Source organism: Streptacidiphilus sp. MAP12-16, from assembly GCF_041262165.1.
Classification (GTDB): Bacteria; Actinomycetota; Actinomycetes; order Streptomycetales; family Streptomycetaceae; genus Streptacidiphilus.
The window spans coordinates 1-15,113 of sequence record NZ_JBGCBY010000046.1 but is presented as its reverse complement, the minus strand read 5'-3'; the positions used below and the strand labels follow the sequence as shown (position 1 = coordinate 15,113).

The 15,113-nt window shown below is 73.2% G+C and carries 12 protein-coding genes and 1 pseudogene; 6 read left to right on the top strand and 7 right to left on the bottom strand.

All coding sequences use genetic code 11. The features are described from left to right. Nucleotides 1-9: 9 nt before the first annotated feature. From ABIA33_RS36290 to ABIA33_RS36260, 7 genes are all read right to left on the bottom strand, one after another. Complete coding sequence (locus ABIA33_RS36290) at nucleotides 10-1,026, bottom strand: replication-relaxation family protein (protein WP_370088144.1); 1,017 nt, start codon at nucleotides 1,024-1,026, stop codon at nucleotides 10-12. An 8-nt stretch (nucleotides 1,027-1,034) separates the two neighbouring features. Next, the gene (locus ABIA33_RS36285; RefSeq protein ID WP_370088142.1) at nucleotides 1,035-3,467 is read right to left on the bottom strand and encodes a type IV secretory system conjugative DNA transfer family protein; all 2,433 of its coding nucleotides are present in this window, start codon (nucleotides 3,465-3,467) and stop codon (nucleotides 1,035-1,037) included. Next, on the bottom strand, nucleotides 3,464-5,287 hold the full coding sequence (locus ABIA33_RS36280) for a VirB4 family type IV secretion system protein (protein WP_370088140.1): 1,824 nt from the start codon (nucleotides 5,285-5,287) through the stop codon (nucleotides 3,464-3,466). The genes ABIA33_RS36285 and ABIA33_RS36280 overlap by 4 nt, the downstream gene beginning before the upstream one ends. Next, nucleotides 5,284-6,228, bottom strand: a complete 945-nt coding sequence (locus ABIA33_RS36275) for a PrgI family protein (protein WP_370088138.1) — start codon at nucleotides 6,226-6,228, stop codon at nucleotides 5,284-5,286. The genes ABIA33_RS36280 and ABIA33_RS36275 overlap by 4 nt, the downstream gene beginning before the upstream one ends. Before the next feature lie 2 nt (nucleotides 6,229-6,230). Continuing rightward, complete coding sequence (locus ABIA33_RS36270) at nucleotides 6,231-8,123, bottom strand: hypothetical protein (RefSeq protein WP_370088136.1); 1,893 nt, start codon at nucleotides 8,121-8,123, stop codon at nucleotides 6,231-6,233. Then, nucleotides 8,120-8,485 carry a pilin gene (locus ABIA33_RS36265; protein WP_370088134.1) on the bottom strand — a complete coding sequence of 122 codons (366 nt, stop codon included), beginning with the start codon at nucleotides 8,483-8,485 and terminating at the stop codon, nucleotides 8,120-8,122. The genes ABIA33_RS36270 and ABIA33_RS36265 overlap by 4 nt, the downstream gene beginning before the upstream one ends. Before the next feature lie 299 nt (nucleotides 8,486-8,784). Continuing rightward, a complete protein-coding gene (locus tag ABIA33_RS36260) occupies nucleotides 8,785-9,591 on the bottom strand; it encodes a hypothetical protein (RefSeq protein WP_370088132.1) in 807 nt (268 codons plus the stop codon). Nucleotides 9,592-10,031: 440 nt separating this feature from the next. Between ABIA33_RS36260 and ABIA33_RS36255 the strand changes: the two genes are divergently transcribed. From ABIA33_RS36255 to ABIA33_RS36230, 6 genes and pseudogenes are all read left to right on the top strand, one after another. Beyond that, nucleotides 10,032-10,808 carry a hypothetical protein gene (locus ABIA33_RS36255; RefSeq protein WP_370088130.1) on the top strand — a complete coding sequence of 259 codons (777 nt, stop codon included), beginning with the start codon at nucleotides 10,032-10,034 and terminating at the stop codon, nucleotides 10,806-10,808. Nucleotides 10,809-10,844: 36 nt separating this feature from the next. After that, entirely contained in the window at nucleotides 10,845-11,843 is a 999-nt protein-coding gene (locus tag ABIA33_RS36250; RefSeq protein ID WP_370088128.1) for a TRM11 family methyltransferase, read from the top strand. After that, a complete protein-coding gene (locus ABIA33_RS36245) occupies nucleotides 11,843-12,979 on the top strand; it encodes a DNA cytosine methyltransferase (RefSeq protein ID WP_370088126.1) in 1,137 nt (378 codons plus the stop codon). The genes ABIA33_RS36250 and ABIA33_RS36245 overlap by 1 nt, the downstream gene beginning before the upstream one ends. Continuing rightward, the gene (locus ABIA33_RS36240) at nucleotides 12,979-14,001 is read left to right on the top strand and encodes a DNA cytosine methyltransferase (protein ID WP_370088124.1); all 1,023 of its coding nucleotides are present in this window, start codon (nucleotides 12,979-12,981) and stop codon (nucleotides 13,999-14,001) included. Before ABIA33_RS36245 ends, ABIA33_RS36240 begins: the two co-directional genes overlap by 1 nt. A gap of 246 nt (nucleotides 14,002-14,247) precedes the next feature. Continuing rightward, nucleotides 14,248-14,538, top strand: a complete 291-nt coding sequence (locus ABIA33_RS36235; RefSeq protein WP_370088122.1) for a helix-turn-helix domain-containing protein — start codon at nucleotides 14,248-14,250, stop codon at nucleotides 14,536-14,538. Nucleotides 14,539-14,690: 152 nt separating this feature from the next. Continuing rightward, a pseudogene (locus tag ABIA33_RS36230) lies at nucleotides 14,691-15,113 on the top strand (hypothetical protein); the annotation flags it as partial.

The window sequence follows — 15,113 nt, the reverse complement described above, 5'->3', positions numbered from 1 at the left end:
GTCCGTGGTCTATGCGGGTGGCAGCGGCGGCGGAGCGGGGACGTAGAGGGGGTCACGGTCCGCGCCGGGGAGTCCCCGCGCCCTGGTGTCCTGATCGGGTGGTGGCGCGGGGTCCGGACGGTGCGAGGTCGGCCAGGCGGTGGGGAGTTCGTGCAGCCGGACCCGGCCGCAGGGGGCGGCGATCGGCAGCCATGCGGGTCGGGCGGGGTCGTGGTCACCCCCGGGTGTGGAGACCAGGTCGCGGGCGGTGGTGGCGACGGCGACCTGGCCCAGCGCGGGGTGGGCGGCCAGGCGTTCGCGCAGGGACTGCTCGCGGCGCTGGCTGTGGACGGTGAACAGCACCAGTGGCCGGGCCCGGGTCGCGTGGGCGGCCTCGGCGTAGTCGTCGAGTTTGGCGGCGACACGGGTGGCCGCGTAGCTGCCGGTGTCGTACTCCAGGAAGAACGCGACGCTCTGTCCGTCGGGGCCTTGCCAGTGGCCGTAGGCGTCGGGGCGGGCCAGGTCGCCCCACTGGTGCTCGCAGCGCTTCTCCGACCACCAGAGAGTCAATGCACCGTCCCCGGGGTGGGTGCGGGTGTGGGCGGCGAGGCGGGTGAAGAAGTCGCCGACGCCGCGGTTGTGCGCCAGGAACGGCGAGTACGAGGTGCGGGTCGCCAGCTCCGGGCTCCAGCCGAGGGCGGTGGGGGTGGTGGCGTAGCGGGCGGCGAGCAGGGCTGCGCCGCGTGGTCCCAGGACGTGGTGGGCGGGGTGGGAGCCGGTGGCGCGGTGGGGGTGGAAGGCGTCGATGAGTCCGAGTTCGCGCAGCGCGGTGAGGCGGCGGTTGGTGGAGCGTTGGCCGGTGTAGGCGAGGGCGGTGATCTGCGGGGTGGTCAGGACGGTGTGCTCCAGCAGCATGTGCAGCAGCCACAGGTCGCGCTCGGTGAGTCGGGGCAGCAGCGCGGTCAGCGAGGGGCTTCGGTTGCCGCGGGCGGAGCCGGTGGCGTGGGCCGGTTCCTTGGGCGGGTGGGTGCGGCGTGGGCGCGGCATGGCGGTGCTCACTTCCGGTCGGCATCGAAGTCGGGGCTCGGGGCGGGGTTAGAGGTGGGGCCGAAGGCTGCGCGACTGGAGGTGCGGATCGCGGTGGCTCGTCCGGGAATTCGGGCAGGCAGGGCCGAGGTGCGCAGGGTGAAGGCGGGGGCGTCGGCGCTGGCGGCGACCAGGCGGGCGGCGGCCTGGTAGGCGCCGAGGTGGGAGAGGTCGTGCGCGGTCAGGTGGGGGCTCATGTGGCGTTCCAGGTCGCGGGCGTCCTCGGGGGAGGCGTTGAAGACGATCTTTGAGCGGGCGTTGGCGGAGATAGCTTCGCGCAGGTCGTGGGGCAGTTGCGCGAGGTGCTGGTGCGCGAGCACCAGGGACAGGCGGTAGCCGCGGGCCTCGGCGAGCATGTCCTCCAGGGGATAGGGGAGGGTGAGGAAGTTGTGGCACTCGTCGAGGTAGAGGGCGCAGTCGCGGCGGGTGTGCTCGCCCGAGCCGGCGCGGCGGGCGGCGGCCTGCCAGGTCTTGGCGACGACGAACGAGCCCAGCAGCCGCGCGGTCTCCTCCCCGAGCACGCCTTTGGGCAGGCGGACCAGGGCGATGCCGCCGTCCAGCACGTCGGCGAGGTCGAAACTCGATGAGCCCTTGGCGATCGTGTTCTGGACGAAGGGGCGCAGCAGGAACGCGCGGAGTTTGTTCATCAGCGGCCCGGTGGCCGCCGCCCGGGAGGGTTCGGAGAGTTGTTCGTACCAGTGCCAGAAGCCGCGCAGTACCGGATCCTGGATGCCTTTGGTGACGCGGCGGCGGTAGGGGGCGTTGGTGAGTAGCGGGGGGATGTCGGCGAGGGTGACGGTGCCCGCGGTGGTGGCGCTGGTCATCAACGTGAGGCAGGCGGCGCGCATGACGTCGTCGGTCCGCGGTCCCCAGAAGGCGGTGAAGATGCGGCGGAAGATGCCCACCAGGTTGTCGACGACCACGTCCGCGTCGTGGCCTTCCAGGACGTTCAGGCGCGGCGGCAGGCCGTGGTCGTCGGGGTCGATGAGCACGGTGCGCCCCAGCGCTGATTCGGGCAGGCGCGCGAGGAGGTCCAGGATCAGGTCGCCCTTGGGGTCGATGACCAGGGCCCCGCGCCCGGCCTCGGCGTCGGCGAGGACCATGCCGGCCATCAGGGTGGATTTGCCGGAGCCGGTGGCGCCCACGATGTGCAGGTGGTGGCGTCCGTCGGCCACCGACAGGCCGATGCGGCGCTCGGGCCCGGTGTCGGCGGCGCCAAGTGGTTTCGCCGTGGGCCCGGGCGCGGCGATGGCGGTGGTCGGCTGGACGGAGCGGGCACCGGCGCGCTGCACGCCGGGGGCGGCCGGGTCCAAGGGGAGGTGGGCGATGGCGGCGAGTTCGGCCACGCACAGCAGGTCGCCGCGCCGGGGGAAGTGGCGTTCGGTCAGGACGCGGGCGGGTGCGCGCAGGCGGTGGCGGATGTAGAAGTTGCGGCCGGAGTACACCGCGAACGCCGAGGCGACCGCGTGGGCACGGCCCCGGGCCCGGGCCCGCGCCGCCTCGACGGTACGGGGTGCGGGGTCGGTGGCGGTTGGCTGGATGGGGATGGTGACGTGGTAGCGCAGGGCCGTCTCCCACTGTGGCCCCGCCGCTTTGGCCAGGGCGGCGCGCAGTTCGGCTCCCTGTTCGGGGTCGCGCTGGGCGGGAAGGGTACGTGAGGGCTGGTGGGTGAGCAGGTCGAACACCGCTCTCGCGCGAGTGGGGCTCCCGGTGCCGGTCCGCAGCCGTCGCAGGTAGTGCTTGGCGCGGCGCAGCCGCCTGCCGGTGGCGGGGCGGGCCAGGACCTGCACGGTGATCTCCTCGCCGGGCAGCAGCGCGAGTCCCGCGCCGAGCAGGGCGCGCAGCGGGTCGGTGTCGTGGTCGCTCTTCAGCGGCAGCGCTTCAGGGCGTGCGAGCCGCAGGGTCCCGCCGGTGGAGTGGGCGCGGTCTTTGCGAAGGGTGACGGGGCGGTGTTCGGTGCGCGCGTGGGCGCCGGGCCAGGCGGCCTCGACAGCGCGGCGCAGCAGGATCTGCGGGACGGCCGCTGGTGCCCACAGGCGGACGCTCAGTCCGGCATCGGTGAAGCGGTACTCGAATGCGAGGTGCGGCTGGCCTTCCAACAGGCGCCGGTACCAGGGGCGGAGCAGCCCGATCAGGTGAGCCCACAGGGCCTGGGCGGCGGCCGGGTCGACGGTGGGCGGGACCAGGATGGTGGTGCAGGTCCCGTCAGCGGTCAGGCGGCGCTGGCGGGAGCGGTGCAGTGCGAGACGACCCGCTAGCGCACCGGCCGCCGTGAAGGCCACGGTCGGTGCGAGCCACCAGCCGTCAGCGACCGCGAAGTGGCCGATCACGGCGGGCAGGCGGGTCAGTGGCGCGTGGGGGTTCAGCAGGAAGCGGCCGACGATGCCGCCGTCCCCGCTCACAAGACACCCCACTCGCCACTGCCCGCGTCGGCATCCGTATCCGGGTTGTCGGGCGCGGGAGCCTGGATCCCCGTCACGCAAAGATCGTGTTCGACTGCGGAGGCGACGCTCACGAACGCCGCCCTGCGCCCGGGACCTGCGGAAAGGAGGGCCTCTCCGCGCTGCGCGGTCTGCAGGTAGGCCGCCTCGCCGGCGGAGAGGTGGAAGGCGTCGGCGACGGCGTCGATGGCCTGCGGGGCCTGGCGCATGAGGATCTGGGTGGCGGCGTTCGCCACGACGGCCTTGCCGAGGTCCGTGCTGAGCAGGTCTGGGGTGTCCTGGGTGACCACCGCGAGTCCGGCCTGGTGCTTGCGGGCGGCCTTGGCCATGCGGTGCAGGAATTTCGCGCCCTCGACCTCGCGCATCAGCAACCAGGCTTCGTCGATCACGACCAGGCGGCGGCGCGGCTGCTGCCGGTTGGTGACGGTGCGCCAGATCCGGTCCAGGGCGATGAGGGTTCCGCCGGCGGCCAGTTCGTCGGGCAGGTCCCGCAGCGAGTACACCGTCAGGTGCCCACCTGGGACGGTCGTGGTGGGGGCGTCGAAGAGCTGGCGGTGGGTGCCGGTGGTGAACGGCGCGAGCCGGTCCGCCAGCAGCACTGCCTCGGGCGCCTCCAGTGCGACGAGGGCGGACTGCAGGTCGGCGAGCAGGGGGACGGGGCGGGTGTGGCTGCGCGGGTCGCAGGTGATGCCCGCGTGCCGGTAGGCGGCGAGGATCGCCTTGTCCAGCAGCGCCTTCTCGCCCGGCGTGAACGGGGTCTGGAGGAGCACGGCCAGGAAGGTGTGGGTGAACAGGGCGCGGCGGGTCAGTTCGTCGGCGCCACCCTCGGGGTCCAGGTCCAGCGGGTTGAGCCGGACCCCGGGGGCGCCGAGGCGGATCAGGGTGCCGCCAACGGCTTCGGCCAGGCGGGTGTACTCGTCCTCGGGGTCGATCACGTGGATCTCCACGCCCTGGTAGAGGGAGCGCAGCACGTCGAGCTTCGTCAGGTAGGACTTGCCGGCCCCGGAGCGCGCCAGGGTGACCGAGTTGTGGTTGTCTTGGCGCCAGCGGTCCCAGAACAGCAGTCCCGAGGCGGCGGCGTTCACCCCGTAGAGCACCCCCTCTACCGCGCCCGCCGTGTCCCCGCTGGAGGGCAGGTCGGGGCTGGCGAAGGGGAACGCGGCAGCCAGGGCGGCGGTATCCACGGTGCGCTGGTGGGCGAGTTGGTCGACGCCGAACGGCAGGCAGCTGGTCCAGCCCTGCAGCGCGCGCCAGGTCGCGGGTTGGACCCGCAGCAGCATCGACTCCGCCAGCGCGCGCACCGCCGAGACTTCATCAGCCAGTTCACTTCGCGAAGGGGCGTAGACGGTCAGGTACAGGCCGGTGCGGAACAGCTTCCCCTCGCCTCGCGCGACTCTCCAGGCGAGTTCGGCGGCGTCGGCGGCGGCTGCTTCGGTCTCCGGGTCCTCCAGCTTGCCGTGCTGGTGGGCGCTGCGGCAGGTCGATTCGAGTCGGGCGCGTTGCTTGCGCAGCCGGTCCGAGGCCACGACCGCGGGCACGGGCTCGATGTGCAGGGAGACGTCGAGGCGTCCGGGGTAGGACAGCAGCGGGTCCAGCCAGCTGGGGCCGACTTCGGCCGGGTAGCCGGTGACGATCAGGGTGGCGGCGAGCAGATCGCCGACCGCGACGCACCGGGACTCGACCTGCACACTGTCGGGCCCAAGTCCCAGCGTGGACGAGCCGGGCAGCTCCGGGTTGACCGCACGGGTGAGGCGGGCGGCGAGGTGCGTGAGGGTGCTCATGGACGGCCTCCGAGCCGGTGGGTGACGGGAACCTCGGGGCGGGCCGGGTCCGGGTGCGGCGGACCGGTGGGATCGCAAGCGGCCACGAGCACCGCAAACGCGGCGCTCGGATCCAGCAGCGCGGTGTCGACCTCGCACAGGGCCAGCAGCGAGGCGGTCTCGGCCGCGCGGCGCTGCGCGCGCTGGGCGCCGGCCCGGTCCGAGCCGGGCTCGCGGTGCACCAGCAGGACCTGCCGCGCCAAGAGGTCGCGGCCCTGGCCGAGCTCGGCCAGGAAGTCGGCGTGCGCGTGGGCGGCGTCCTCCAGCAGCGGATGCGGCAGCCCCGGCGCTTCCTCGCGCAGCACCGCCACCATCGGGGCGAGATCCAATCGGTGCGTGCGGACCAGGACCTGCACGGGCGCGGTGAGCGCGTTCAACCACCTCCCGAAGCCGCCGTTCAGCATCCGCTGCTCACCGGCGGTCCGCAGGGCGAAGTTGACGGTTCCGGCGGTGCTGATGACAGCGCAGCCCGCCTCGCCGAGGTCAACGGTGCCGTCCGCACCGATGGCGCGGGCGGGCAGCGGCAGCGCGGCGAGGCCCTGGTCAGCGAGGAGCGCCAACGCCGGGCTGTCCTCGTGGTCGCCGATGCCGGTGGGGATGAGCCGGTCGGGGGCGCGGCGGTGCCGCCAGGCCGCGAGGAGCCAGCGGTCCAGGGACAGGCCGTCGCGGCGGGTCAGCACCACTGCTAGCGCCGTAGCGAGGACGGGTGCCGCGGCGACGGCGAAGACGAGGGGGCGGATATAGAGGTGGGTGGCTTGCCAGGCGAGCCACAGCGCGGCGGTGACGGCGGCGAGTTGCACGACCTGGCGGATGGTCAGGTTGGCCACGACGCGGTCCTCGTGGTCCACAGCCGGGATCTTGACCAGCTCGTGCCAGTCGTTCTCGGATTCTCTACGGCTCAACTTCAGGGTCTCCTTCCACGACGCCCGCGCGGCGGGTCGTCGTCCAGCGGCGGGCGAAGAGGTGCGGGTCGGGGCAGTGGCGGCGGCAGCTCGGCGCGGGCCGGCCGCAATGGCGGCGGCACGGTGGGTACCGGTCGCCCGCCGGTCGGCGCGGGCCGCGGCGGCGTGCCGCCCGGGCGTGGGGCGGGCCCCTGCGGGCCCGATGGGGGCGGCGCCGTCTCGTTGCCGCCACGGCTGCCGGGCAGTTGGGGCCGGACCGGCGGCCCCGAAGGGACGCGGTTGCCCGCGCCCCGGCGACGCGGCGGACCCCAGGTGTACTGCGGAGCGGCCGGACCAGGGCCGGCAGGCCGGGGGCCAGGGCCGGGCGGCGGCGTTCCAGGCCCCGGGCTCCCGGGCGCGGGGCCGTTGCCAGGGGCGGCGCCTGGGCCCTGGCCGCGTCCGGTGGGGGTGCCCCACTGGTAGTGCGGGGTCCCGGGACCGCTGCCGGGTTGGCCCGGTTGTCCGGGGCGGGGGCCTCCGGGGGGACGGTTGCCCGGACCGGGTCGGCCGCCGGGGGCGCCGGGGCGTCCGGGTGGGCGGCGTCCGGCGCCCATCGCGAACCTGCCCATGCCTGCGCGCATGCCAGCGCGACCGGCGAGCTGCGCGCCGAGAGCATAGGGGCCGAACGGAAGGCCGATCGCGCCTAGCGCCACCTTCTTCAGCAGGTGCATCCCGCCGCCGCCCGCGTTGCCCATGGTGCGGTGCACGGGCTGGGTGACGAGTGTCCTGATCCAGCCGGGGATCTTGATGAGGAGGTAGAAGGTGCAGCACAGCAGCATCAGGTTGATCATGCTGGTGAAGGTCGGGACGCCGAACATGTTGTAGTTCGAGGGGTCCAGGACGACTTTGACGCAGACCAGGAACACGATCGACTGGATGATCTGGGTCGTCAGCACGCCGGTGAACGCGCGCCACCACATTCGCGCGGCGCCCTCGGTGGCCGGGAAGCCGTGGCAGGCCAGCATCAGCGGGGCGGCGACCACCAGCACGATCACCACGGCGGTGCGCACCAGCAGGGTGACCAGGAGCACTACCCCGGTGCCCAGGACCGCTCCGAGGAAGACCAGCAGGTACAGCGGGGCGGTGTCGGGGTTGCTGTTGGTCATCAGCCCGACCATGGTCCCGGCCAGGTCCTGGGCGGTGATCCCGTCGCCGAAGATCGCCACGGAGACGGCGTTGGTCAGCGTGATGGCCTGCCGGCACACGAACAGCGACAGGTTCGCCGCGAACATCCCCAGTGCCAGACGCGGGACCAGGTCGCGCGCCGCCCAGCGCTGCTGCACCGTGCCGTGCGACATCGCCAGGATCCCCGCGGCCAGGACGAACAGCCCGTACAGCGAGCAGGCCAGGATCCGCAGGGAGTCCCACAGGTGCGCCACCCGCGGCTGCGCGGTCACCTCCGGGGTGGTCAGCAGGAAGTGCGCCAGCATGTTCATCAGCGGCACGACCAGCGGCTGCAGCAGCGAGGCGAGCAGGGAGGTCATCGCTGCTTTGACCTGCCCGGGGATGTCGAAGATCCCGGTGGCATTCGGGTCCGGCGGGTTCGCCGGCGGCATCAGGCCGCCATTCGGCGGCGTAGCGGGCCTGGGCCCCGGGGCAGGTGGCTTGTAGTGCGGGTCCGGTGCCGGCCCTGGCGACGGCGAGGGCGCTGCGGGTGCTCCTGTGCCCGGTGCCGGTGCCGGTGCCGGTGCCGGTGCCGGTGCAGGGGTTGGGCCGGTGCCCGCGCTCGGCGCGAGCCCGGCTGCCGGTGCGGGCTGAGGCGAGGGATCGGCCAGCGCGGTTCCGGTGCCCGCGCCGCAGCCGAGCACGGCGAGCAGCAGCAGGCCTGCTGCAGCAACCCGGTGACGGGGGGTCATGCGCCGACCAGCTTCTTCAGGACCCCGACGATGACCGGTGCGAGGAGCGCGAGCATGTAGCCGGTGCAGGCGCTCTTCAGCGCGCCCTTGGCCTTCTCCACCTCGCCCGGCTCACCACTGGCCATCAGGTAGCGCAGTCCGCCGATGGTCAGGAACATCGTCGCGATCCCGGCGAGCAGGCCGACGATCCAGTTGGTGATGTTCGTGATCGTCTGGTCGATCGACGCGACCGCCAGCAATGGCGCGTGGGCCGCTGCCGCGTGCGCACTGGTACGGGAGAGCGGCCAGCAGCCGAGGATGATGACGGCGATCAGGAGCGGGCGGGGCGGTCGGCGCGGGCGCGGGGCGGGGGCTGCGGGCATGGCAGGTCGACTCCTTTACTGGCAGGGCCCGGGGTCATTGCCTGGCGGTGCCGGGGAGAGGGCTCTGGGCGGGAGAGAGGCGGGGGTGATACCTGCCGGGTCGGCGCTGCCGAGGGGGTCCATCGGGCCGTCACCTCCCCTCACGGGATCGGGTGCGGCATTTCAGCGGTGTCAGCGTCTGCGGCGGTCCCAGGGCTGCGCCGACTCCGGCAGTGATGATCGGGAAGCGTCCCTCACACCCTTACCAAACCGGGGTGTTCGAGCGTCCTAACGCGATTCGCGAGCAAGTCGCGGGTAAGTCATACGAACGGCAGCGGGTCCAGGCGGCCCGCCCGCACCGCCTCGGCGATCTTCTTCTCGCCCCGGCGGCGACGCATGCCCAGGGTTTCCGGGCTCGTCCCGGCTTCGCGGGCGAGCCGGCCGATCGGGACGCCCTTCAGCCGGGTGCTGACGATCAGTTCGGCCAGTTCGGCGTCGATCACCCGCTGTTCGACCGCCCTGCGCAGCAGCAGGTGCACGTCCAGGTCCATCCACCACGGGCGCAGGTCTGCCGCCGGCTCCTGTGGGGTCTCGGGCCGGTCCGCGAGCTCGGCGCGGCGGGTGGCGTGGCGCTGCTGGAGCTCCTGGTGGCGGCGGGCGGCCCGGTCGGCGTTCCAGCACAGGCTCGCGGGGATCCGGCCCGGCTCGGTGATCTCGTCGACGCGGGTGCGCAGGTCGGTCAGGGCCTCCCAGAATCCGGCCAGGACGATCTGCTGGACATCGTCCTGCTCCAGCGCGGGGGCCTGGCGGCGCAGGCGTGCTGCGGTGCGCCACAGCCCGGACAGCGCCATCGAACAGCAGGCGATGCGCCACTCCTCGCCGGCCGTGCCGTCCTGGCCGGTCAGCTTCAGCAGGCGGACCCAGATCTGGCCGCGGGCCTGGTGGCCGACCGAGGGGTGCAGCAGCAGCGCCCGCAGCGAGATCAGGTCCAGCGGGTGGGGCGGCAGGCCCTCATCGAGGTCGCCGACGAACAGGGTGAGCGGGTGGTCGCGCTCGACCAGGAGGTGCATCTGCTCCTCCAGGACGTGCAGCGGCTCCAGAGCGGTAGTGGTGGTGTTGGCGCTCAAGGCGTGGTTCCTCTCGACCGGCGGGGCGACGGCTTGGTGCCGCCGGGGTCGAGTCCGCCAGGACGGGTGGGGCGATCTTGGTTCGGCGAAGGTGCCGCGGTGGGGCACGCCTGGGGCAGTCATGGGGCGCCGCAGGGCCCAAGCCCTGTGGACGACTGACCCATCGCTGCCCCAATCCGGCGCTGACCAGCAGCAATGCGGTGGTGCGCGTGGAGGCGGCCGTCCGCCGCGAGGCGGGGAGAAGATTCTCGAAATTCTTCAGCGTGACCCCTTGCCCAGTCCCCGCTGCCCCTGAAATGGGCTGGCGTGACGCATGGTCACTGATATGACTTATCGCGCACTTTGGCCGATTGGGCGTTAGGGCGGGCCTTCACCCCGGTTTGTAAGGGTGCAAGAGGACCTCGTCAGCGTCCCTCGCGGCGGCCACCGGGCCGACGCCCATGAACCGCACCCACACCATCCGCACCTCCAGCCGCAACCAGTCCCAGGCCCGGCCCCAGGACCTCGGCGTGCCGCTGTCCGTCTGGCTGACCGACCCGCTGACCGGCTGCTGCCAGGTGTGCCGGGAGCCCGCCTCGGCGGCCTGCGCGCAGCGCCTGCCGCTCGGCCTGGTCCAGCAGATCACCGAGGCGTTCAGCAAGCCCGGCGAGGTGGTCTTCACCCCGGACGCGGGCAACGCCAGCGCGTTGATCGCACCGGCAAGGTGCGGACGCAAGGTCTACGGCCTGGTCCGCGGCAGCGACCACGGACGGCGCACCCACCAGAGGTTCACCGACGAAGCAGCCGAGGTCGCCAGCCTCGCGATCATCCGCAACGCCCCCGTCCCCGGCGCCCTGGCCTCGCAGAGCCAGCGCATCGCATCACGCGCCGCACTGGCGATCCTCGCCCCGCACACCCCCACCACCTCTATCGAACTAGCCGCCCTGATCGACTCCTGCGCTCGCGCGCTGCGCCCGGACGGCGTACTCGTGATCGCCGCGCGGCAGGCCGCAGGCCAGGACCTGGCCGGGCACCTGGTCGTCCACGCCCAGGCGGCCGGACTGGTCTACCTGCAGCACATCGTCGCCGTCGAGGCCACCGCCGGCCAGGGACGCCTGATCCCCACGGCGGCCGACGGCTCCGACCACGGCCCGAACTGCGGCGGCCACCCCACTGGTCCCGGGGCCGGACGCCACGCCCTGGTCCACAACGACCTCCTGGTCTTCACCCGCCCGTGAGCCCGCGTCAGTTCACGAATCCTGAAGGAGTCTCCGATGACCACGACCCGACCGGACACCGCTGACCCGGCACCGATCACGTTGGCCTCGCTGCCCACCAGCGTGTGGGTCACCGCCCAGCAGGACTCCCGCACGCAACGCCGCGACCGCTACCTGCCCGACGCGATCGCCCACCCCGGCAAGATGCTGCCTGCCATCGCCCGGCACGCCATCACCACCTACACCCGCCCCGGCGACACCGTCCTGGACCCGATGTGCGGGATCGGCACCAGCCTGGTCGAAGCCGTCCACGCCGGCCGCCACGCGGTGGGAGTGGAACTGGAGCCCAAGTGGGCGTTCCTGGCCCGCGCCAACCTCCAGCACGCCTACCAGCAAGGCGCCCCGGGCGCCGGGCACGCCTACCTCGGCGACGCCCGCCGCGCCGCCCACCTCATCGGTACCGAGCAGCACGGCCTCGCGCAACTCCTGCTCACCTCGCCCCCGTACGGGAACTCCCTGCACGGACAGCTCCACTCCACCCGCGAGACCGGCCGCCGCGGCATCACCAAGTTCCACGACACCTACGGCAACTCACCCGGCAACCTCGCCAGCGCCCCGACCGACGACCTGCTCACCGCGTTCACCGCGATCCTGACCGGCTGCCGCGCGCTGCTCGCGGACGGCGCGACCGTCGCGGTCACCGCCCGGCCCTGGCGCGAGCACGGGGAATTCGTCGACCTCCCGGCCGCCGTCATCGGCGCGGGACGCGCCGCCGGACTCGTGCCCGTCGAGCGCTGCGTGGCGCTGCTCGCCGCCGTCCGCGACGAGGGGCTGGTCGCGCGGCCCTCGTTCTACCAGCTGAAGAACATCCGCGAGGCCCGCGCCGCCGGAGTGCCCATGCACTTGATCGTCCACGAGGACGTGCTGATCTTCCGCAACGAGCTGACCAGCCCGCCCGCCCGTGAACGAGGACCTGCTGCCGGTCCGACGCCTGTGCCCGCTGTGCCGCCGGCGCGCGGTGAGAAGTGGCCCGACGCCGCGACGCGGAGGGCCTGATGGCACTTCGCCGGATGCGCATCGGCTCGCTGTGTACGGGAGTCGGGGCGTTGGAGCTGGCGGCCCTGCGGGTGTTCCCCGGCAGTGAACTGGTCTGGGTCGCCGACAGCGACAAGGACGCCGCCCGGGTCCTTGCCCACAGGTGGACGAACACCCGGAATCTGGGCGATATCACTGCGGTGGACTGGCTGGACGTCCCCGAGGTCGACGCGCTCCTGACCGGCCCGCCCTGTCAACCGTTCAGCCTCGCCGGCAAGAGAAGGGGAACTGATGACCCGCGCCACCTGTGGCCCCACATCGCCGCGGCCGTGGGGGTACTTCGACCGCCACTCCTCGTCCTGGAGGAGGTACCCGGCTTTATCACCCTCGGCCTGCACGACGCCCTCGCCTCGCTTGCCCTCCTGGGCTACCGCAGCGCGTGGGGAGTTGTGGCAGCTGCCCAGGTGGGAGCCCCTCACCTGCGCCGCCGCCTGTTCCTTGGGGCGACACCCGACACCACCCCTGCTGCCCACACCCCGGGCCTCGGCCGGCGAGCAGCGACAGACCCGGCGCAGCCCCTCCCAATTGGCGGGCCGTCGTGGCCGCTCGCTGGCGGCGGAGGTCGGCGAGCTTGCCTGCCCAGGGCGGTTGCTGCCGACCCCGCGTGCCTCCGACGGCACCAAGGGCTCCCCGAACCAGCACTACAGCAACGGACCGAGCCTGGCCTCGGCAGCCGCCTCGGCGGTCAGGCTGCTGCCGACCCCACGCGCCTCGGACAGCGGTACCCCGGGACGCAGGGCCACCCCGGGATTCCGCCCGCCGCTGTCCCAGGTCGTCCTACCCCTCCTACTCCTGCCACCGGGGTGGACTGGGGCGAGTACGCCCCCGCGATCCAACGGTGGGAGCGCGTCCTGGGGCGTGCCGCTCCAGCTCCGGCGGACGAGCACCGAAGGCTCAGGCCCGAGTTCGTCGAGTTCCTGATGTCGCTCCCCGAAGGACATGTGACCTCGGTCGACGGGATCAGCAGGGCCGCCATGCTCCGCCTGCTCGGCGGATCCGTGGTGGTCGAACAAGCGGTCCTGGCCCTGCAGCTGCTCCTGCGCGACCTCGCCGGCCCGTTCACCGACCTGCCCGACACGAGTATCCGGAGGCATTGATGACGGACCACCACCTGCGCATCGGCGCCCTGCACACCGGGGTAGGCGTCCTGGACCTGGCGGTGCGCACTGTGCTGGGCGGCGAGGTGATCTGGCGCGCGGACCCGGACCCCGACGCCGCCAAAGTCACCGCCCACCACCTCCGCGACACCCTCCAGCTTGGAGACCCCGCCCAGGCGGACTGGACCACCGCCCCGCGCGTGGACCTGCTCGCCTGCCGACTCGGCGGCGGCGACAACACCAAGACCGGCAACGGGACCCGCACCCGCGCCTGGCGCGACGCGATCGACGCCCTGGCCGTCCTGGCACCGCGGTACGTCTTCGTCGAGGGGCCGGCCGTGCTGCGGCGCGGCGGCGTGGACCAGGTACTCGCCGATCTCAACGCGCTGGGCTACGCCTGCCGCTGGACCACACTGCGGGCCCGCGATGTCGGTGCGCCGCAGCGCTGCGAGCGGCTCTACCTATTCGGGGAGCACTGCCACCGCGACCGGGCACCCGCTCGCGCCGGCGCCGGTACCCCGGCTGGCCCCGGCGCGAACAGACGGCACCAGGTATCCCCGCCTGATCCGACCTGCCTTGACGGCGGTCTGCCCGCCGCAGGCACGCGCCTGCCCGCAGGCCCGGTCGCGCCGGGTTCCACCCGCATGGAGCGCGAGCAGTCCGCCCTGGTCGCGCCGGTGATCACCGCCCTGCTGCGCGAAAGCGTCCAGGCCGCCAGCCCGGCCGTCTGTGCTGGAGACCCGCCGGTGGACTGGGGGCCGTTCAAGGCCCGGGTCCGGCACTGGGAGCAGATCCTGGGCCGCCCAGCCCCCGCCCCCAGCACCCCCGGACCAGCCGGAACCCCACTCGTCACGACCCGGATCGGGGAGTTCCTGACCGGACTGCCCGACGGCTATCTCGCCCAGGTCCCCGACCTCACGAGACGTCAGGCAGTACGCCTCGCCCTGGCAGGCGGCTGCGTCCACCAAGCCGCCGCCGCCCTGCACTACCTCCTCCACCGCCCCGGCTCCCCGCGCCTCTGAACTACCACCGGGCACCGCCCGGGCATGACACCCGGTCGGCCCTTCGCAGGAAAGGCGCAGCCCCCGATGGGACCCCGTACGCCCAGTGATCCCCTCAGCGTCGAGAACAGCCATGACTTGTCCGCACTGCTGGGCACCGCACCACCCTTGGGCCGCAGGCGACCGCACCGCACCCCAACAACCGCACACCCGCCACCGCCCGCCCCAACCTCCCCGCCCGTGCCACCACCGCGCCCCCTACCCACGGTGCCCCAGGCGCCGGGCCCCGGCAGCGCCATCGAGCCGGACCCTCCGGAATCACACACGGGGACGGTCACGGCGCCGCACCCGGAACAACTGCTGCTCACACCCGAGCAGGCAGGACTGCTGCTCCAGGTCCCCGGCTCGTGGCTGCGCAAGCAGGCCGCCGCCGGGAGGATGTCCAGCGTCCTGCTCGGGCGCCGACTGCTGTTCGCCCGCACCGACTTGGACGCCCTGGTCGACAGCCACCGCCGCCCCGCCACCACCGGGCCGCGCCGCCCGCGCCCGGGCCCCTGACCCGGCGGGGGACAGGCGCACAAGCACCTCGGGGAATGGGGTTCCGCTTCCGCGTGGTCCACGCGTCCATGGACCACGACACCGCCAACGGCGGCGAGGGCCGCGGCGGTCGGCGCCGCTGGCCACCGCCGCGATCCGCAAGGAGTACTGCCATGGCCTGGGTTGAGAAGCACGGACGCACCTGGCGGGTGCGCTACTGGAAACCCGACAACACCGCCGGCTCCATCCCCGGGTTCACCACCGAGGACGACGCCCGCGACCACGCCGCCACCCTCGATGACCACCGCACCCCCGCCACCATTGCACCCCAGTTCCTCGCCCCACACGCCACCCCCGCCGTGGCGCCCGAGCCCGCCCCGGCAGCGGGCCTGACCCTGGCGGAATGGATGACCGGCTGGTGGCACACCATCGACGTCGGCGACAACACCCTGTTCGGCTACCAGGGCCTGGCCCGCAACCACCTGATCCCGCGCTGGGGCACCACCGAACTGACCGCGATCACCTCCGCCGACGTCGCCATCTGGACCCGGCAACTCGCCCAGCGCTACAGCCCCGCCACCGTCACCGCCATCCGC

Bases quoted from the DNA above. Each gene is read 5' to 3' on its own strand.
- ABIA33_RS36280 (WP_370088140.1), bottom strand. From the start codon at position 5,287: ATGAGCACCCTCACGCACCTCGCCGCCCGCCTCACCCGTGCGGTCAAC.
- ABIA33_RS36255 (WP_370088130.1), top strand. From the start codon at position 10,032: ATGAACCGCACCCACACCATCCGCACCTCCAGCCGCAACCAGTCCCAG.
- ABIA33_RS36250 (WP_370088128.1), top strand. From the start codon at position 10,845: ATGACCACGACCCGACCGGACACCGCTGACCCGGCACCGATCACGTTG.
- ABIA33_RS36265 (WP_370088134.1), bottom strand. From the start codon at position 8,485: ATGCCCGCAGCCCCCGCCCCGCGCCCGCGCCGACCGCCCCGCCCGCTC.
- ABIA33_RS36270 (WP_370088136.1), bottom strand. From the start codon at position 8,123: ATGACCCCCCGTCACCGGGTTGCTGCAGCAGGCCTGCTGCTGCTCGCC.
- ABIA33_RS36245 (WP_370088126.1), top strand. From the start codon at position 11,843: ATGGCACTTCGCCGGATGCGCATCGGCTCGCTGTGTACGGGAGTCGGG.
- ABIA33_RS36290 (WP_370088144.1), bottom strand. From the start codon at position 1,026: ATGCCGCGCCCACGCCGCACCCACCCGCCCAAGGAACCGGCCCACGCC.
- ABIA33_RS36240 (WP_370088124.1), top strand. From the start codon at position 12,979: ATGACGGACCACCACCTGCGCATCGGCGCCCTGCACACCGGGGTAGGC.